Raw genomic sequence first — 18,343 nt, 5'->3', positions numbered from 1 at the left:
CCGCCGGCGGTTCTCCGGTTCTTCGGGCAGTAACGACGAAGGGTCGGGGGTCAGGTGCGGTCGATGCCGAGGCGGAGCGGGACGTCGGACCAGCCGCGCTCGTCGGGCGAGACCGCGAGCACCTGGTGCAGCTGGATGATGTTGCGCTCGAAGCCGACCCGGGACGCGGCCATGTACAGCCGCCACACGCGGGCCTTGCCGATGCCGACCTCGGCGACGGCCTCGTCCCAGTGCTCGTCGAGGTTCTTCGACCACTGCGTGAGGGTGAGCGCGTAGTGCTCGCGCAGGTTCTCCTCGTGCCGCACCTCGAAGCCCTCGTCCTCGATCGCCGAGATGATGCGGCCCACGGGCACGAGCTCGCCGTCGGGGAACACGTAGCGGTTGATGAAGCCGTGCTTGAACGCCGTGCGCGAGTGCGTGTCCGTGCGCGTGATGCAGTGGTTGAGCAGGCGGCCCGTCGGGTTGAGCCGCGACTTGAGGAACGAGAAGTACCCCGGGTAGTTCTTCAGCCCGATGTGCTCCGTGAGCCCGATCGAGGAGATCGCGTCGAAGCCGCGCTCCTCGACGTCGCGGTAGTCCTGGAACCGGATCTGGGCGAGGTGCCCGAGGCCCTCGCTCTCGAGCACGTCGGCGCCCCACTCCGCCTGCCGCTGCGAGAGCGTGACGCCGATCGCCTTGACGCCGTAGTGCTTGACGGCGTGGCGCACGAGACCGCCCCAACCGCACCCGACGTCCAGGAGGCGCTGGCCGCGCTGGAGGTCGAGCTTGCGGCACACGAGGTCGAACTTCTCCTCCTGCGCCTCCTCGAGCGTCGCGTCGGCCTTCGGGAACACCGCGCAGGTGTAGGCCATCGACGGGCCGAGCACCCAGCGGTAGAACGTGTTGCTGACGTCGTAGTGGTGGTGGATGGCGTCGGCGTCGCGGCGCTTGCTGTGGCGCAGGCCGCCGAGGCGCACCTCCTCCTCCGGCGGCGACTCGCGGCGCAGGGCGAACGGCGCCAGCGCGCGGTAGAGCCTGACCTGCTCGGCGGCCGACGGCTTGTGGACGCCGGCGCCCGCGAGCCGGTCCAGCGCGGTGTAGACGTCGCCGTGCACCTCGAGCTCGCCGGCCACGTAGGCGCGGGCCAGGCCCAGCTGGCCCGGCGAGGACATCAGCAGCGACACCGCGCGCGGTGAGCGCACGTCGAGCCGCACGTCCGATCCCGGGTGCCCCCAATGGCTGCCGTCGTAGGCCGTCAGCTCGATGTCGGTGTCCGGCCCGACCACCAGGGAGATCATGTCCGCGAGCTTCATCGTCGTCGTCCTTCCTCGTGCGCTGCCCCTCGCACGTCCGTCGTCCTGCCCGTGCCCGTGCCCGGCCTCAGCCGCGGCCCACCGTCTTGGTCCACATGTCCGGAAGTCTGCCGTCCGGGTCGTACTCCGCCCTCAGGCGGGTGTAGGTCTGCCCGCCGTAGAGCGCGGCGAACTCGTCGCGGCCGTAGAACGCCGTGGAGTACAGCGACTTGCGCCCGCCGAGCGCCGTCACCACCTGCTCGATGCGGCGGTTGACGCGTCCCTCGGCCGGGTCGGCGCCGCTCGGCAGCGGCACGGTCGACCAGAAGCCGACGTTGACGTACATGACCTCGGGGTCGAGCTCGTACAGCGGCCAGCGCACGGAGGGGTCGCGCTGGCGCAGCGGGCACACCCACACGGGCTCGATGCCCACCTCGCGGTGGAAGAAGTCGAGGAACTCCGGCAGCCGTCCCACCGGCACCTCGACGTCCTGGACGACGGCCTCGCGCGCCGGGCGCCGGCGCGCGGCGTCGAGGCGCGTGGAGAAGCCAGTGCGCCGGTCAAGCGCGACCAGCCGCCAGTAGACGTCCGAGCGCAGCTTGGACGACGGCCACACCCGACGGATCCACGGGTTCTGCGCGCCGAAGGCCCGCGAGCACCAGAACCAGTCCGTGTCCCACCGCCACAGGTAGTCGTGGACCGTGAGCAGGTCGGTGCGCCGCTCGCGGACCGAGCGGTAGTAGATGTCCTGGCCGGTGTAGTCGCTGGGCTCCTGGTCCGCGGAGTCGGTGTAGGTGCCGAGGGTGAGGTAGGACTCCTCGCGCGAGAACACGGTGCCGTCGACGTAGTCGACCCGGCGGCCCTCGTGCTCGCCGGCCGAGGTCACCTCGGCGATGGTGGCCGCGAGGTCGAGGGCGTCGCCGCACGGCACGTGCCGCAGCGCGACGTAGGGGGCCGCCTCCTCGAGCTCGATGCGCAGCCGCAGGGCGTAGCCGAGCGAGCCGTAGGAGTTGGGGAAGCCGAAGAACAGGTCGCGGTGCTCGCCGTCCGGGCGCGCCGTCACCACGCGGCCGTCGCCGGTGAGCACGTCCATCTCCACGACCGACTCGTGCGGGCACCCGTTGCGCCAGCTCGCCGCCTCGATGCCCAGCCCGGTCACCGCTCCGCCGAGGGTGATCGTGCGCAGCTGCGGGACGCACTTCGGCACCAGGCCGTGGGGCAGCGTCGCCGCGACGAGGTCCTCGTACGTCGTCATGCCGAGGACGACGGCGGTGCGCGCCGAGGCGTCCACCGACAGCACGCCCGAGAACGCCGAGACGTCGAGCCCGGGGGAGCCGGTGGGCGTGCGCCCGCGGAACAGGTTCGAGGTGCGCTTGGCCAGCCGCACGGGCGATCCGGGCGGGATGGCGGCGTACTGCGCGGTGAGCGCGTCGAGGGCGCGCCGGTAGCCCTCCGCGCTCGGAGCGGGGGCCGTCTCGGTGGTCGCCACGGGACGACGCTACCGAGCGCCGTTCCCGCGGGTGCGGGCTTTGGCCCCCGCCGTCCGCCGGCGGGGGACCGGTGCCGCGCGCTCAGCCCCCGGGCGAGACTCCGAGCACCTCGACCCACACCGCGCCCACGAGCAGCGTCGCCAGGAGGCCGACGGCCACCCGCAGCGGCAGGCTGAGCTCGTGGCGCCGGTCGAGCACCAGCAGGCCGAGCGGCGGGACGAGCACGAGCAGCCAGATGATGACCGTCCAGCTGCGGGCGACGTCCGCGCTCACGGGGCCGGGGTCGTGCTTGGCCGGGGGCGGGGCGTACAGCGTCGCCACCCTGCCGTCGGGCTCGACGAGCACACCGGTCGATCGCAGGCTGACGCCCGCCCGGGTCATGCCGCTCATGTCCATGGCGCACCCCTAGGTCCACACACCGTGATCAGAGGGTAACTCTGGGTGAGATACGCGCCAGTCCTCCGTTCGGCCAGGGTGCGCCGGGTTCACCCCGGCGGAGCAGCGCCGACCGCGCCGCCGCCGGCGTCGTCGCGGGTCCCGGGGGCCCCGCCCGGGGGCACGTACGGCGAGGGGTCGCGGCGGTAGGCCGCGAACGCGTCGGCGAGGCTGCCGAACACGTGGTCGCGGCCGAAGAGGTCGAGGGTGCCCATGACCTCGAGCGTGGCGAGCAGCCGGGCGTCGGCCCCGGCGACGGCGAAGTGGGCGTGATGCGCGTGGACGTAGTCGACGAGGTGGTGCAGCGCGATCCCGGCGGAGTAGTCGACGTCCTCGATCGCCGAGCAGTCCAGCACCACCCACCGCACCGGCTCGGGCGCGGACTGCACGAGCGCCTCGACGTCGTCGGTGAAGCGGTTGGCGTTGGCGTAGAACAGTTCGGCGTCGTAGCGGAACACGATGAGGCCGGGTGCGCTCTGCAGTCCCGGCTGCGCCGACTGGTACGTCGGCTGGCCGGCGGCGTCGACGCCGACGACGAAGTTCGACGGGCGGTACTGCCGGCTCACCAGCATCAGGATCGAGAGCACCAGCGCGAGGATGATCCCCTGCTCGACGCCGACGACGCAGACGACCACGGCGGTGAGCAGGGCGATGACGAACTCGCCCCGGGCCCGGACCTGGATGCGCCGCAGGCCGACGGCGTCGACGAGCCCGACGCCGATGAGGAACACGATCGACCCCAGGACCGCCTTGGGCATCGGGGCCAGCGCCGAGGTGGCGAACAGCGTCACGAGCAGCGCGACGACGGCCATCGTGAGGTTGGCGACCTGGCTGCGACCGCCCTGCTCGTCGAGGATCTCGGTCTTGGTGGGGCTGCCGTTGACGACGAAGGTCCCGGTGAGCCCGGCCGCGGCGTTGGCGCCGGACAGGCCGAGGATGTCGCGGTTCACGTCGACCCGGTCGCCCTGCTTCATCGCGAAGCTGCGGGCCGTGGCCGCGCTCTGGGCGATGATCAGCACGAGGCACGACGTCGCGATCGGCAGCACCCCGGGGACGTCGGACCACGTGATCCCGGGCGGCAGCCCCACCGGTGGGAAGCCGGGCTGGACGGACCCGACCACGCTGACCCCGGCGGCCTCGGAGTCGACCGACGCGGAGATCGCGATGAACAGCACGACGGCGATCAGCGCGCCGGGCACGCGCGGCGCCCACCGGCGGCAGCCGAGCACGATCGCGAGCGTGCCCAGCGCGTAGCCGAGGGTGGGCAGGCTGGTGGAGCCGAGCGAGGTGATGAGGTGCCACTGCTGCTCGAGCCAGTTGCCCGAGCCCTTGGGGATGCCGAGCATGTCGGGGAGCTGGCCGCTGAGCACCTGGATGCCGACACCGGTGAGGAAGCCGATGAGCACCGAGGCGGACAGGAAGTCCCCGATGAACCCCAGGCGCAGCACCCGCGCCACCAGCAGCAGCACGCACGTCACGAGCGCGACGAGGCCGCAGTAGGCGACCCACAGCGCCGACTGCGGCACGAGGCCGGGGATCGCCAGCGCCGCCAGGCCGGACGCGAGGATCGCGGCCGTGGCCGAGTCCGCCCCCACCACGAGCAGGCGGCTCGAGCCCAGCAGGGCGAACACGATCGTGGGCACGATGATCGTGTAGAGGCCGGTGGCGATCGGAGTTCCCGCGATGGACGTGTAGCCCATCACCTCGGGGATCGCGACGGCGGCGAGAGTCACGCCCGCGACGACGTCGGTGCCCAGCCAGCGGCGGTCGTACCTCTGCAGGACGACGGGAACCCCACGCACGGCGCCTCCCCGGGGCCCCGGCGGCCCCGGCACGGCCGACGCTGACCCGGCGCACAGGGTGGCACAGCGCCGGGCGGCGAATCGCGTCGACGCGGGAATCGGTCAGGCGCGGCGGAGCAGCGTCAGGCCGGTCGCCGAGCCCACGCAGGTCTGCAGCACGAGGTCGGCCGACACGTGGGGGAGCGCGCCGGACTGCCGGTCGAGGCGCTGGTGGCCGGTCACCACGTAGGTGCCCGCGGCGACCCCCGACGTGACGCGCACGGTCGTCCCCGTCGGCACGAACGCCAGCCACTGGTAGCCGCAGTAGTTGTGCCCGGCCAGCCACAGCGGCTGGTGCGTCCAGAGCACGAGGTTGCAGCGGTCGATGGCGGCCTGCGACCCGGGGGCGTCCACGTAGCGGCTGATCACCCGGGCCGAGGGCGCGGGCGGGCTCGACGGCGCCTTGGGGGCAGGCGTGGTGGTCGCGCGGGGCGCGGGCGGGGCCTTGGTGGCGCGGGCCGTCGCTGCGGGCGTGGCCGAGGCCGCGGGGCGGGTGGCGGCCGGGCGGGCAGGTGCCGCCGGGCCACGCGTCGGGCGCGGGTCGGGTGCCACGGCGCGCGCGGCGTCGGCCACCACCGCGCCGGCGCGGCTCCAGGTGGACCCGGCGGCCGAGCCGGTGGGGCCGGTGCCGCCGGCGAGGGCCGGGCCGGACGCCGGGACCGCCACGAGCAGCGCGCACGCGGCGACGAGCGCCGTGCGCAGCAGCGGGCGGGAGCGGGTCACCCTGTGGTCCTCGGCGCCCCGCGGGGCGGCCTGAAGGCGGCCGTCCGCGTTGGGCCGAACGGGTTACCGCAGGCCCTCCCGCCCGTGCGGCACCGGCGTCACGGGCGTCTTGGCGCGGCGGGGAGCCCGCGCGCGCGGGCCGAGGTCAGGGGGCGGTGGGCGGCGGGTCGAGCGGGGCGGCCTTGCCGTAGAGCCATCCCTGGCCGTGCCGCCAGCCGTACGACGCGAGCAGGGCGGCCTGCTCCGCGGTCTCGACCCCCTCGGCGACGGTGTCGAGCCCGAGGCCGGCTGCCAGGCCGCCGAGCGCCTGCGCCAGCCGGTCCGACGGGAGGTCGTGGTCGCCGAGCCCTGCGGTGAAGGAGCGGTCGAGCTTCATGCCGGCGATGGGCAGGTCGCGCAGGTGGCTGATCGAGGAGTAGCCGGTCCCGAAGTCGTCCATGAACCACCGGCAGCCGGCGCCGGCCAGCCGGAGCATCGTCGAGCGCACCTGCTCGGTGATCCGCAGCACGGCGGTCTCGGTGACCTCCAGGTGCAGGCGTTCCGCGCGCACCGACGCCGTGGAGAGCGCCTCGAGGACGTGGCCGGCGTAGTCCGGCCGGGCCAGGCTCGCCGTGGACACGTTCACCGCGACGGTGACGTCGTCCGGCAGCGCGGCCAGCGCCCGCACCGCGTCGCGCAGCACCACCAGGTCGATCTCGGACACGAGGTCCGTGCGCTCGGCCACGGGCAGGAACGCGGAGGGCTCCACGGTGGTGCCGTCCGGGCGCACCCAGCGCACCAGTGCCTCGTACGACGTCACCGCACCGTCCGAGAGCCGCACGATCGGCATGAACATCGCGACGAGCTCGCCGTCGCGCAGGGCGTCGCGCACGGCGCCGTCCACCAGGAAGCGGCGGCGGGCCTCGTCGGCCGCGACCGGGTCGGCGAACTCCACGCGGTCGCGGCCGCGGGCCTTGGCCTCCTGCATGGCCAGGTCGGCGTCGCGCAGCAGGTCCTCCGCGGTCGACCGTCCGTCGCCGGTGGCGATCCCGATGCTCAGCGTGGGGTCCACCCGGTGCACCCCGACCGCGACCGGGCCGCGGGCGCGCGCCCGGATGCGCTCCGCCACGACGCCTGCGTCGGCGGCCGAGTCCAGCGAGGTCAGCACCACCACGAACTCGTCGCCGGTTCCGCGGCCGAGCACGTCGTCCGGGCCGATCGCCGCGGCGACGCGGCTGGCCACCGTGACGATCACCCGGTCGCCCGCCTCGTGCGAGAGGGCGTCGTTGACCGGGCGCAGCCGGTCGATGCCCACCGCCAGCACCGCCACGGTCTCGTCCGGCGCCGTGCGGGCGAGGGTCTCGGCCAGTGCGGTCACGGTGGTGGGGCGGGTGCCGAGCCCGGTGAGCGCGTCGTGCTCGCGCGCGTGCTCCAGCGCCGTCCGGGCCTGCACCGCCTCGTCGACGTCGCGCAGCCCCACCACGTAGCCGAGTCGTGTGCCGTCCTCGTCCGTGGCCCAGCGGCCCAGCGCGAAGACCCACATGTAGGTGCCGTCGCCGCGGCGCAGCCGGAACGTGACCCCGACCCCGCGGGCGGCGGCCATGGCGGCCATCACGTCCGGGATGTCGTCGCCGTGCACGAGCTCGGTGAGCGTGCGGCCGACGACGCCCTCCGGCGTCCACAGCGTGGAGGCGGACACCGACGGCGAGACCCACACGAGGCGCTGGTCGTCGTCGAGCAGGGCGACGATGTCCGACGCGTTCTCGGCGAGCAGCCGGTAGCGCTGCTCGCTCTCGGCCAGGCGCCGGCGCGACTCGTGCCGCTCGGTGACGTCGCGGACGGTCAGGGCGAGCCCGTCGCCGCACGGCGCCCCGTGCAGGTCGTAGTAGCGCACGGACCCGAGCACCTCGTTGGCGTAGGGCACCGCCTCCAGCGCCAGCGGCCGCCGGTGCTCGATGACGTCGAGGTAGGCCGCCCACTGCGGGCTGCTCACCAGGCCCGGGTAGATCTCCAGCATCGTGCGCGCGAGGTACTCCTCGCGCGAGAGCCCCGCAGTCTCCGCGGCCGCGGCGTTGGACTCCACGTGGCGCAGGTCGACGACGTGTCCCGACGCGTCGCGCACCGCCTCGAGGAGCATGAACGGGTCGCGGAGGCTGTCCATCGTGGCCTGGAGCCGGTCGCGGGAGGCGCGCGCCAGCACCGTCCGCTCGTGCAACTCGGCCAGCGCGGTCATCCGGCCGAGGCCCATGGCCACGAACAGCGCGAGGTCGCCCAGAAGGGCGACCTCCTGCGCGTCGAACGCGGTGGGCTCGGCGGCGTACACGACGAGGCAGCCGTGCACCACCCCCTCGACCACCACTGGCAGCCCCACGCCCGAGACGTAGCCGCGGGCGAGCGCCGCCTCGCGCCACGGGCCCATCGTCGGGTGGGTGTCCACGCGGTGCACGAAGGCGGCCTGGCCGGTGCGCACGGCGCGGCCGGCCGGCCCGTCCCCGGCGGGGTCGTCGTCGGCCCAGCTGAACCGCTGCTCGGCGAGGTAGCCCTCCTCGTGTCCTGCCCACGCGACCGGCCGGATGGAGCGGGCGTCGTCGTGCTCGACGACGCCGTACCACGCGAAGCGGTACCCGCCGTCCATGACGACGCTCTCGCAGACGCCTTGAAGGAGGGCCTGCGCGCTGTCCGCTGTGGCGAGCACCCGGCCGGACTGCGAGAGCGTGCTCAGCGCGCGGGTGACGTTGCGCACGCCGTCCGCGGATCGCGCCTCGTCGTCGAGGTCCTGGAGCGTGCCGGTGACGGCGACGCCGCCGTGGTCGCCCGGGCTCACGATGCCGCGCAGCCGCACGACGGGGAGCGCGACGCCGGGCACCGGCTCGAGGACGGTCTCGACCACGTCTCCGACGTGGGCAGCAGCCACGAGCCGGGCCAGGCGGTCCACCGAGCCGGCGGCGAACCGCGACCGCAGCATGGCGAGGTCGACGTCGCCGGCACGGTCGAGCGCGAGCAGCGCGGCGGCCTCGGCGGACAGGTGCAGCACGCGGGTGGACCCGTCCCAGGTGAACCGGGGGAGCTGGCCCTCCGCCGTGCGCCGGATGCGCTCGATCGTGCGCGGCCGCTGCGCGGGGACGGCGACGTCCGGCTCCCGGCGGCGGCCCGGACCCTCCGGGCCGGGCGCCGCCGGCCGCGTGAGTGCCGACGTCACGAGGCCACGCTAGGGATACTACCGGCCACGTTGCGCGTTCGCCCGGCGTCGGTTGTGACACATTCCGTGCAGACCGGTCACAGCCCGGGCCGACGGGCCGGGGCCTCAGGACTCCCCGGTGGCCTCGCGCACGCGGGCGACGAGGTCGGCCGGGTCGACGTCGTCGTCGAACACGGCCACGACGACCCGGCGCGGTCGCCCGCCGCGCTGGGCCAGCCCGACGGACCGGTCGAACCAGGTCAGCGCCTCGGCGAGCTCGCCGAGCGCGTCGCCGTCGCCGCCGCGCTTGAGCCAGCCGCGCAGCACGTGGTTGTGCACCGCCACCAGGCCGGCCGCGACCACGTCGGCCGCGACCGGGCCCATGGGCTGCTCGGCGTAGCGGCGCCCCAGGTAGTGCGAGAAGAGCAGCTGGTAGCGCTGCACCCAGGCGATCTCGCGCTCGCGCAGCTCGGGGGTGCTGCGGGTGAGGCGGTAGCGGCGCAGGGCGACGTCGGGGTCGGCCAGGTAGCTGGTGAGCACGATCCGCAGCGCGCCGCCCACCACCTCCACGGCGTCGCCGGGGGCGGTGTCGAGGTGGTGCCCGGCGCGGGCGACGAGCGCCTCGTGGTCCGGGAAGACCACGGCGTCCTTGGAGGCGAAGTGGTGGAAGAAGGTCCGCCGGGCCACCCCCGCGCGCTCGGCGATCGCGTCCACGGTGGTGGCGGCGTAGCCCTGCCGCTCGAAGAGCTCGAGGGCGGCCCGCGTGATCCGGGCCCGGGCGTCCCCGCGCCGTCCGGCGGCCGCCGGCGCACCGGCCGGGGACGGGCTGTCGGGACGGGCCGGGGAGCTCACGCGCGCATGCTACGGGAACGCGTGACAACCGACTGCACTCAGTGTTACGTTCCCTGCACTTAGTGCAGGAGGTCCCGTGCCCAGTCCCGTGGTCCGTCCGCGCGAGGTGGTCATCGCCGAGGAGCAGGAGTACCTGTTCCACTCCCGGACCGAGGACCTCCAGACGCCGCAGTGGTCCGACGCCGCGTGCCGCGACGCCTCGCCCGACGTCTTCTTCCCGCTCAGCCCGCACGACCTGACCTCGCGCCGCGAGGCGCTGTCGTGGTGCGCCGTCTGCCCGATCGTCGACCCGTGCCGCGAGGTGGCGCTGCGCGACCCGTCGATCGTGGGGATCTGGGGCGGCACCGACGAGCTGGAGCGCTCGCGGCTGCGCGGCCGGCGGCTCCCGCGCTCGGCCTGAGTCTGGCTATTGACATTAGCCATTTGGCTATCTACATTAGCCGCATGAGCACACAGACCCTGTTCCTGAACCGGCCCGAGGGCCGGATCGCCTACGACGTCGCCGGCGAGGGCCCGCTCGTGGTCCTCGTGCCCGGCCTCGGCGACCTGCGCGCCACCTACCGCTTCCTGGCGCCCGCGCTGGTCGCGGGCGGCTACCGCGTGGCCACCACGGACCTGCGCGGCCACGGCGAGAGCACCACGGGCTTCACCTCCTACGGCGACGACGAGACCGGGCGCGACGTGCTCGCGCTCGTCGAACACCTCGGCGGCCCGGCCGTCGTGGTGGGCAACTCGATGGGGGCGGGGGCGGCGGCCTGGGCCGCGGCCGAGCGCCCCGACCTCGTCGCCGGCGTGGTCCTGGTGGGTCCGTTCGTCCGCGACACCGGGTCCGGGTGGCAGAAACTGCTGATCCGGGTGGCGATGGCGCGCCCGTGGGCCGCGGCCGCGTGGCGGGCCTACCTGCCGAAGCTCTACGCCGGGCGCCCGGCGGCCGACCAGGACGCCTACCTCGCCGACGTCGCAGCCGCGATGCGCCGGCCCGGCCACGCCGCCGCCTTCGCCCGGCTCATCGGCCAGCTCGACCACGCCGTCGTCGAGCGCCGGCTCGGCGAGGTGTCCGCACCCGCGCTCGTGGTGATGGGCGAGCTCGACCCGGACTTCCCGGACCCGCGGGCCGAGGCGGAGTGGATCGCGGCCCGCCTGGCCGCCGAGGTGGTGCTGGTGCCGGAGTCGGGCCACTACCCGCAGTCGCAGCGCCCGGACGTCGTGTCCCCCGCGGTGCTCGGCTTCCTCGAGCGGGTGTCCCGCCGTGCCTAGGGCGGGGCTCTCGGCGGACCGCGTCGTGGAGGAGGCCGAGCAGCTCGCCGACGAGGTCGGCCTGGCCCGGCTCACCCTCGCCGCGCTGGCCGAGCGCCTCGGGGTGCGCCAGCCGTCGCTCTACAAGCACGTCGACGGCCTCGACGCGGTGCAGCGCGGCATCGCGGTGCGCGCCAAGACCGAGATGGCCGAGGTCCTCTCGCGCGCCGCGGTCGGCCGGTCGCGCGACGACGCCGTCCGCGCGGTCTGCGCGGCGTACCGCACGTGGGCGCTGGCCCACCCGGGCCGCTACGCCGCCACGGTGCGGGCGGCGCCGGCCGACGACGCCGACGACGCGGCGGCCAGCCGCGCCGTGGTCGACGTCGTCTTCGGCGTGCTGTCGGGCTACGGCCTCGACGGCGACGCGCTCGTGGACGCGACGCGGGCGGTGCGCGCGGCGCTGCACGGGTTCATCGCGCTCGAGAGCGGCGGCGGCTTCGGGATCCCGCGCGAGATCGACCGCAGCTTCGAGCGCCTCGTCGACGGCCTGGTCGCGGCGCTGGCGTCGTCCGCCTTCGCCCCCTGACCCCACCGGATGTCACTGGTGAAACGGCTGCTTCCCGGGCCGGGTAGCAACCGTTTCACCAGTGACGTCGGGGTCAGCCGCGCAGGACGGAGACGGTGAGCGTCACGCCGTGGCCACCGGAGGCGAGCACCTGGGGCGCCGGGGTCGCCTGCTCCTTCGCCGGGCCGAACACCCAGCCGGCCACGGGCGACCTGCTGCCGGTGACGACGGAGAGCCGCACCCCGCGGGTGAGCGCCCGCACCACGGCCACGCGGTGCCCCTTGCGGAAGAACAGCGTGTAGGTCGTCCGGTGCGTCAGGCGCCAGCCGGCCGCGAGGTGCAGGTGCTCGGTGAGCGCGGTGCGCGCCGTGTCGGTGACGGTCACCCGGTGCAGCGCGTCGTCGACCACCAGCGTGCGCGTGACCGGCACGGTGAACATCGAGCTGGTGATCCGCATGGTGTCCCGGCGCCCCGACCGCACCCGGGTGACCAGGCGCGAGCCGTGGTCGAGCACTGCGGGGTGCGCCGGGACCGCGAGGTTGTGCGCCCCCGGCGACGACTGCCACGACGCGAGCAGGTTCGTCGGGTCGTGGGAGTACGAGCCCGGGTCCACGATCACGTCGGTGCCCCACGTGGACCACGTGAACGACGTGTGGTCGTACTGCCCGTGCGCCACGCGGGGCAGCCCGAGCCGCACCGTGAACCACGTCGTCGACGGGTCGGTCCACGACCAGCGCCCGGCCAGCAGGCCCCAGCCGTCGGTGAGCCACAGCGCCTGGTTCGGCAGCGGGGCCGCGCCCGTGGTCGGCCAGCCGTCGCCGAGCGCGGCCAGCCGGCCCAAGGGGCTGGTGAGCTGGGCCGCGACGACCCGCGCGCGCCGGATCAGCACCGCGAGCGGGGTGAGGTCCGGGTGGGCGGGCAGCCCGGCGAGAACGGCGTAGGTCCGCTCCCACAGGCTCAGGTTGAACATGTGGTACGCCGCGGACTCCTCGCGCGTGAAGCCGCCCGAGTCGAACAGCGCGGGGATCTCCGCCAGCAGCCGCTGCGCGGCCGCCACGCCCAGCTCGGGCCGGGCGAGCACCACCGAGCTGTCGACGAGCGCGAGGTTGGCCATGGTGCCGTGGTTGTGCACCCGGTGGTAGGGCGGCCCGTAGTAGCGGCGCGCGTCGAGGTTGGCGGTCACGCTCGCCTCGAGCGAGGCGCGCAGCGCGTCGTCGCCGGTGAGCGGCACCAGGCAGTTGAGCACCTGCTCGCGCCGCGTGTTGGTGCCCTCCGACCACCCTGCCGCGACCGCCGCGGCGAGGTCGTCCGCCGTCGCCGAGCCGGGGTCCGGGTCCTCGGCGAGCCCCTCCACGATCCCCGCCCTGAGCCCCGGGGCGACGTCCGGCCCGGCGAGGTACACCGGCACCGCCCAGAGCAGCGACTGCCAGTACAGCCGTCGCGTGGGGTCGGAGAACGCGGCCGGGGCCACGGCGAGGTCGACGTGCTCGGGGTCGAACGTCGTCGTGCGACCCATGATCGTGACGGTGCCGGCAGCGAGGTCCGCCGTGGTGTTGCCCCACGAGGGCGACGCCGAGGCCACCGCGTGGCAGTACTGCGAGGCGAGGTCCGGGTCCGGCGTCGCCGCGGATGCCGGTGCCGCAGCCACGACCGGCACGAGCCCGGCGGCCAGGAGCGCGGCCACGGCGGCGGTCAACGGTGCGAGCCGCCCCTTGGCTCGCAGGCTGCGCGAGTCGCTCGGCGCGCGGGTCGTCGTCGGGACGGGGGGCCGTCCCGTCACCACGCGTAGGCCTCGGGCGCGGTGCCGCCCGGGCCCGGGAAGATCTCGTCGATCCGCGCCAGCGCGGCCTCGTCCAGCGTGATCTCCAGCGCGCGCAGCGCACCGTCGAGCTGGTCCTGCGTGCGCGGGCCGACGATCGGCGCGGTCACGGCCGGCTGGTGCAGCAGCCAGGCGAGCGCGACGTCGCCGGGCGCGTGCCCCAGCTCGTCGCAGAACGACTCCCACGCCTCGATCGCGGGCCGGTGCCGCTCGATCGCCTCCGCGGCCCGGCCGCCGGTGCTGCGCCCGGCCGACCCCTCCGCGGTCTTGCGCAGGATGCCGCCCAGCAGGCCGCCGTGCAGCGGCGACCACGGGATGACGCCCAGGCCGTAGTGCTGCGCCGCCGGCAGCACCTCGAGCTCGACGGTGCGCTCCACCAGGTTGTAGATCGACTGCTCGCTCACCAGCCCGACGGTGCCGCGGCGGCGCGCGGCCTCCACGCCCTGCGCGATGTGCCAGCCGGCGAAGTTCGAGCTGCCGACGTAGAGGATCTTGCCCTGCTGGCGCAGCACCTCCATCGACTCCCAGATCTCGTCCCACGGGGTCGCCCGGTCGACGTGGTGCATCTGGTAGACGTCGATGTAGTCGGTCTGGAGCCGGCGCAGCGACGCGTCGCACGCCCGGCGGATGTTGAGCGCCGAGAGCTTGCCGTCGTTGGGCCAGTCGCCCATGTCGCCGTAGAGCTTGGTGGCCAGCACGGTGCGCTCGCGGCGGCCGCCGCCCTGGGCGAACCACTCGCCGATGATCGACTCGGTGCGGCCGCGGTTCTCGCCCCAGCCGTAGACGTTCGCCGTGTCGAAGAAGTTGATCCCCGCCTCGTGGGCGTGGTCCATGATCGCGTCCGAGTCCGGCTGGCTCGTGACGGGACCGAAGTTCATGGTGCCCAGGCAGAGCCGGCTGACCTTCAGCCCGCTGCGCCCGAGGTGGACGTAGTCCATCGAGGACCCCCTGTGGTCGATGCCCTTGCGACTGTAGCCCAGGAACCGCCGGCCCGACCGGCCTCAGCCGAGCTGGCCGTACGCCGAGGTCGCGTGGACGGTGAGCAGCAGCCGGCGGTCGGCGACCATCGCACGGCGGTAGTCGTCCCAGTCCGGGTGCTCGCCGTTGAGCTGGCGGTAGTAGTCGACCAGGCCGTCCACCGTCGCGTCGTCCGGCGTCTGCGCCACCGCGCTCAGCGTGGCCGTTCCGTCGAGCACGACGTAGCGCCAGAACGACGCGTCGGTGACGTGCAGGGCCACGCGGGGGTCGCGGCGCAGGTTGGCCGTCTTCGCGCGGTCGTCGGTCACCGACACGACGGGCCGGCCCTCGGCGTCGGCGGCGAACAGCACGTTCGACAGCTGCGGGCGGCCGTCGCGGCGCAGCGTGGTGACGACGCCGCGGTGCACCTCGTGCGCGAAGGCCAGGGCGGTGGGCAGGTCCACGGGATCTCCTCCGGGTCAGGGCCCCAGCCTGCCGCCGCGCGCCGGCTCGCGCACCAGGCACGCCCGAAGCGCACCGCTCCGCGCGGTGCTCCGCCCGCGCGGCGGTCCTGCGGCGACGCCCCGAGCCCGGGTGGTTGACTGCGTGCAGCGCGGGCACCGGCTGCGACGGCCGGCGCGACCGCACGGGGCACGCGGACGCCGAGCGCGCCCGGCGACGACGGAGGGAAGGCCATGGCACTGGACAAGGTGGTCGGCTCGGCCGCGGAGGCGGTGGCCGACATCGGCAGCGGGGCCACCCTCGCGGTGGGCGGCTTCGGGCTCTGCGGGATCCCGAGCGTGCTCATCGCGGCGCTGCTCGACACCGGCGTCGGGGACCTGTCCGTGGTGTCCAACAACTGCGGCGTCGACGGCTGGGGCCTGGGGATGCTGCTGGGCGAGAAGCGCATCGCGCGGATGACGTCGTCCTACGTGGGCGAGAACAAGGAGTTCGAGCGGCAGTTCCTGCACGGCGAGCTCGAGGTCGAGCTGATCCCCCAGGGCACGCTCGCCGAGCGGCTGCGCGCCGGGGGCGCGGGCATCCCGGCGTTCTACACCCCCGCCGGGGTGGGCACGCAGGTGGCCGACGGCGGGATGCCGTGGCGCTACGACGGCTCGGGCGCCGTCGCGGTGGCCTCGCCGGCCAAGGAGACGCGCGAGTTCGACGGACGCGAGTACGTCCTCGAGCGCGGCATCGTCACCGACTTCGCCCTCGTGCGGGCCAGCGTGGGCGACCGCCACGGCAACCTCGTGTTCGACAAGTCCACGCGCAACTTCAACCCGCTCGTGGCCACGGCCGGCCGGGTGACGATCGCCGAGGTCGAGCGCCTCGTCGAGCCGGGCGAGCTCGACCCGCAGACGGTCCACACCCCGGGGGTCTTCGTGCAACGGGTCGTGGCGCTGACCCCGGACCAGGCGGCCGACAAGCGCATCGAGCGCCGCACCGTCAGCAAGGAGGCGTGAGATGGCGCTGACCCGCGAGGAGCTCGCGGCCCGCGTGGCCCTCGAGCTGCGCGACGGCGAGTACGTGAACCTCGGCATCGGCCTGCCGACCCTCGTGCCCAACTACCTGCCGCCGGGCGTCACCGTGGTGCTGCAGTCCGAGAACGGCATCCTCGGCACCGGCCCCTACCCGCGCGACGCCGACGTCGACGCCGACCTCATCAACGCCGGCAAGGAGACCGTGACGGTGCTGCCCGGCGCCGCGTTCTTCGACTCGGCCGCGTCGTTCGCGATGATCCGGGGCGGGCACATCGACGCCGCGATCCTCGGCGCCATGCAGGTCTCGGTCCGCGGCGACATCGCCAACTGGATGATCCCCGGCAAGATGGTCAAGGGCATGGGCGGCGCGATGGACCTCGTGCACGGCGCCAAGCGCGTCATCGTGATGATGGAGCACGTGGCCAAGGACGGCTCGCACAAGATCGTCGAGCAGTGCTCGCTGCCGCTCACCGGCAAGGGCGTGGTCGACCGCATCATCACCGACCTCGCCGTCATCGACGTCACCGTGGACGGCCTGGTGCTCGTGGAGACGGCGCCCGGGGTCAGCCCCGACGACGTCGTCGCCGCCGCAGGGGCTCCCCTCACGGTGTCGATCGGCTGAGCCCGGCCCACGAGCGCCTCGGGGCGCCACTGCGCGGCATCATGGGGCGCATGGGATCACGCGTGATGGGCTGGCTGCCGTTCCTCGTCTTCGTGGTGCTCGCCGTGGCGGCGTGCGTCGTCGGGTACGCCCAGTCGCAGACCTGACGGCGCCGGACGCCGGACACCGGAGGGCACGAGCGCCTGCCGGCCGCCGCCGTCGGTGCCAGGATCGGGGCATGGACGCGTCCCGTGCCGGCCTGCCCGCGACCTCCGCCGACCTCGTCGACGTGCCGAAGCTCGTCACGGCGTACTTCACCGTCCACCCGGACCCGGGCGACCCGGCGCAACGGGTGTCGTTCGGCACGTCCGGCCACCGCGGCTCGGCCCTCACGGCGAGCTTCAACGAGGACCACATCCTCGCGACGAGCCAGGCCATCTGCGACTACCGCACCGCCCAGGGCATCGACGGCCCGCTGTTCCTCGGCGCCGACACCCACGCGCTGTCCGAGCCGGCCACGGTCTCGGCGCTCGAGGTGCTGCTGGCCAACGGCGTCGACGTGCTCGTCGACGCGCGCGGCGGCTACACCCCCACCCCGGCGGTCTCGCGCGCGATCCTCGTGGCCAACGCTCGCGGGGCGCGCGCCGACGGCATCTGCGTGACCCCCTCGCACAACCCGCCCTCGGACGGCGGGTTCAAGTACAACCCGCCGGACGGCGGCCCCGCCGGCACGGAGATCACCGGCTGGATCCAGGACCGCGCCAACGAGCTGATGCGCGGCGGCCTGTCGGGCGTGCGGCGGGTGTCGGCCGAGAGCCGCCACGCGGGCACGTACGACTTCCTCGACGCCTACGTCAGCGAGCTCGGGACGGTGGTCGACCTCGAGGTCGTGCGCGCCGCCGGCGTGCGCATCGGGGCCGACCCGCTCGGCGGCGCGAGCGTGGCCTACTGGGGCGCGGTGGCCGAGCGCTACGGCCTCGACCTCACGGTGGTCAACCCCGAGGTGGACCCGACCTTCCGGTTCATGACCCTCGACTGGGACGGCCGCATCCGCATGGACTGCTCCTCGCCCTGGGCGATGGCCGGCCTCATCGCGCGGCAGCACGACTTCGACGTCGCGACCGGCAACGACACCGACTCCGACCGGCACGGGATCGTCACGCCCGACGGCGGGCTCATGAACCCCAACCACTTCCTGGCCGTGGCGGTCGACTACCTCTACCGCGGCCGCGACGGATGGCCGCAGGACGCCGCGGTCGGCAAGACCCTCGTGAGCTCGTCGATGATCGACCGCGTCACCGCGTCCCTGGGACGACGCCTCCTCGAGGTGCCGGTGGGCTTCAAGTGGTTCGTGCCGGGGCTGCTCGACGGCTCCGTCGGCTTCGGGGGCGAGGAGAGCGCCGGCGCGAGCTTCCTGCGTCGCGACGGGTCGGTGTGGACCACCGACAAGGACGGCATCGTCCTGTGCCTGCTGGCGTCGGAGATCACCGCCGTCACCGGCGAGTCGCCGTCCGCCCGCTACCGGCGGCTCGCCGAGGAGTTCGGCGAGCCGGCGTACGCCCGGATCGACTCGCCGGCCACGCGCGAGCAGAAGGCGGTGCTCGCCCGGCTGTCGCCGGACCAGGTGTCGGCCACGGAGCTCGCGGGCGAGCCCATCACGGCCACCCTCACCGCGGCGCCCGGCAACGGGGCGCCGATCGGCGGTCTCAAGGTGTGCACCGAGAACGGGTGGTTCGCGGCGCGCCCGTCCGGCACGGAGGACGTGTACAAGCTCTACGCCGAGTCCTTCCGCGGGCAGCAGCACCTCGCGCTCATCCAGGACGAGGCCCGCGCGATCGTGTCGTCGGCGCTCGGCGCCTGACCCGCGGCCACGTGCGCGACGGCCGGCGGGCGCCGTCCGCGGATATCGTTCCGG

General features: G+C 74.5%; 16 protein-coding genes. 6 read left to right on the top strand and 10 right to left on the bottom strand.

The features are described 5' to 3' along the window. Nucleotides 1-50: 50 nt before the first annotated feature. The 7 genes from GC157_07820 to GC157_07790 form a co-directional block, all read right to left on the bottom strand. Nucleotides 51-1,292: a methyltransferase domain-containing protein gene (locus tag GC157_07820; GenBank protein MBI1377373.1), complete on the bottom strand. Its 1,242-nt coding sequence runs from the start codon at nucleotides 1,290-1,292 to the stop codon at nucleotides 51-53. A 67-nt stretch (nucleotides 1,293-1,359) separates the two neighbouring features. Next, nucleotides 1,360-2,760, bottom strand: coding sequence for an FAD-binding protein (locus GC157_07815; GenBank protein MBI1377372.1), 1,401 nt, complete (start codon nucleotides 2,758-2,760; stop codon nucleotides 1,360-1,362). Nucleotides 2,761-2,842: 82 nt separating this feature from the next. Continuing rightward, nucleotides 2,843-3,157, bottom strand: coding sequence for a hypothetical protein (locus GC157_07810; GenBank protein MBI1377371.1), 315 nt, complete (start codon nucleotides 3,155-3,157; stop codon nucleotides 2,843-2,845). An 89-nt stretch (nucleotides 3,158-3,246) separates the two neighbouring features. Continuing rightward, a complete protein-coding gene (locus tag GC157_07805) occupies nucleotides 3,247-4,998 on the bottom strand; it encodes an STAS domain-containing protein (protein MBI1377370.1) in 1,752 nt (583 codons plus the stop codon). A 102-nt stretch (nucleotides 4,999-5,100) separates the two neighbouring features. Beyond that, entirely contained in the window at nucleotides 5,101-5,760 is a 660-nt protein-coding gene (locus tag GC157_07800) for a hypothetical protein (GenBank protein MBI1377369.1), read from the bottom strand. A 145-nt stretch (nucleotides 5,761-5,905) separates the two neighbouring features. Further along, complete coding sequence (locus GC157_07795) at nucleotides 5,906-8,938, bottom strand: EAL domain-containing protein (GenBank protein MBI1377368.1); 3,033 nt, start codon at nucleotides 8,936-8,938, stop codon at nucleotides 5,906-5,908. A gap of 105 nt (nucleotides 8,939-9,043) precedes the next feature. Then, nucleotides 9,044-9,769: a TetR family transcriptional regulator gene (locus GC157_07790; protein MBI1377367.1), complete on the bottom strand. Its 726-nt coding sequence runs from the start codon at nucleotides 9,767-9,769 to the stop codon at nucleotides 9,044-9,046. 76 nt (nucleotides 9,770-9,845) lie between these two features. Between GC157_07790 and GC157_07785 the strand changes: the two genes are divergently transcribed. The 3 genes from GC157_07785 to GC157_07775 are packed head-to-tail and all read left to right on the top strand — an operon-like array spanning nucleotide 9,846 to nucleotide 11,591. Next, complete coding sequence (locus GC157_07785; protein ID MBI1377366.1) at nucleotides 9,846-10,169, top strand: hypothetical protein; 324 nt, start codon at nucleotides 9,846-9,848, stop codon at nucleotides 10,167-10,169. 44 nt (nucleotides 10,170-10,213) lie between these two features. Beyond that, entirely contained in the window at nucleotides 10,214-11,026 is an 813-nt protein-coding gene (locus tag GC157_07780) for an alpha/beta fold hydrolase (GenBank protein ID MBI1377365.1), read from the top strand. Continuing rightward, nucleotides 11,019-11,591 (top strand): TetR family transcriptional regulator, encoded by a 573-nt coding sequence (locus tag GC157_07775; protein MBI1377364.1) that lies wholly within the window; start codon nucleotides 11,019-11,021, stop codon nucleotides 11,589-11,591. Before GC157_07780 ends, GC157_07775 begins: the two co-directional genes overlap by 8 nt. A 73-nt stretch (nucleotides 11,592-11,664) precedes the next feature. Here the strand turns inward: GC157_07775 and GC157_07770 are convergent, their stop codons facing one another. The 3 genes from GC157_07770 to GC157_07760 all read right to left on the bottom strand — a co-directional run bounded on the left by GC157_07770 (nucleotide 11,665) and on the right by GC157_07760 (nucleotide 14,810). Next, nucleotides 11,665-13,254, bottom strand: a complete 1,590-nt coding sequence (locus GC157_07770; GenBank protein ID MBI1377363.1) for a hypothetical protein — start codon at nucleotides 13,252-13,254, stop codon at nucleotides 11,665-11,667. A 92-nt stretch (nucleotides 13,255-13,346) separates the two neighbouring features. After that, complete coding sequence (locus GC157_07765; protein MBI1377362.1) at nucleotides 13,347-14,327, bottom strand: aldo/keto reductase; 981 nt, start codon at nucleotides 14,325-14,327, stop codon at nucleotides 13,347-13,349. Between the two features lie 63 nt (nucleotides 14,328-14,390). Continuing rightward, nucleotides 14,391-14,810 carry a TIGR03618 family F420-dependent PPOX class oxidoreductase gene (locus GC157_07760; GenBank protein MBI1377361.1) on the bottom strand — a complete coding sequence of 140 codons (420 nt, stop codon included), beginning with the start codon at nucleotides 14,808-14,810 and terminating at the stop codon, nucleotides 14,391-14,393. A 237-nt stretch (nucleotides 14,811-15,047) separates the two neighbouring features. On the opposite strand from GC157_07760, the gene GC157_07755 reads away from it, so the two are divergent. The 3 genes from GC157_07755 to GC157_07745 all read left to right on the top strand — a co-directional run bounded on the left by GC157_07755 (nucleotide 15,048) and on the right by GC157_07745 (nucleotide 18,289). After that, on the top strand, nucleotides 15,048-15,809 hold the full coding sequence (locus GC157_07755; GenBank protein MBI1377360.1) for a 3-oxoacid CoA-transferase subunit A: 762 nt from the start codon (nucleotides 15,048-15,050) through the stop codon (nucleotides 15,807-15,809). A gap of 1 nt (nucleotide 15,810) precedes the next feature. Further along, the gene (locus GC157_07750; protein MBI1377359.1) at nucleotides 15,811-16,449 is read left to right on the top strand and encodes a 3-oxoacid CoA-transferase subunit B; all 639 of its coding nucleotides are present in this window, start codon (nucleotides 15,811-15,813) and stop codon (nucleotides 16,447-16,449) included. Nucleotides 16,450-16,666: 217 nt separating this feature from the next. After that, nucleotides 16,667-18,289: an alpha-D-glucose phosphate-specific phosphoglucomutase gene (locus tag GC157_07745; protein MBI1377358.1), complete on the top strand. Its 1,623-nt coding sequence runs from the start codon at nucleotides 16,667-16,669 to the stop codon at nucleotides 18,287-18,289. Nucleotides 18,290-18,343 lie beyond the last annotated feature (54 nt).

Source organism: Frankiales bacterium, assembly GCA_016125335.1.
Classification (GTDB): domain Bacteria; phylum Actinomycetota; class Actinomycetes; order S36-B12; family CAIYMF01; genus Longivirga.
This window is presented reverse-complemented; position numbering and strand designations above follow the sequence as displayed.

Excerpts from the sequence above, each read along its gene's own strand:
- GC157_07820 (MBI1377373.1), bottom strand. The coding sequence starts at position 1,292 with ATGAAGCTCGCGGACATGATCTCCCTGGTGGTCGGGCCGGACACCGAC.
- GC157_07810 (MBI1377371.1), bottom strand. The coding sequence starts at position 3,157 with ATGGACATGAGCGGCATGACCCGGGCGGGCGTCAGCCTGCGATCGACC.
- GC157_07780 (MBI1377365.1), top strand. The coding sequence starts at position 10,214 with ATGAGCACACAGACCCTGTTCCTGAACCGGCCCGAGGGCCGGATCGCC.
- GC157_07765 (MBI1377362.1), bottom strand. The coding sequence starts at position 14,327 with ATGGACTACGTCCACCTCGGGCGCAGCGGGCTGAAGGTCAGCCGGCTC.
- GC157_07750 (MBI1377359.1), top strand. The coding sequence starts at position 15,811 with ATGGCGCTGACCCGCGAGGAGCTCGCGGCCCGCGTGGCCCTCGAGCTG.
- GC157_07745 (MBI1377358.1), top strand. The coding sequence starts at position 16,667 with ATGGACGCGTCCCGTGCCGGCCTGCCCGCGACCTCCGCCGACCTCGTC.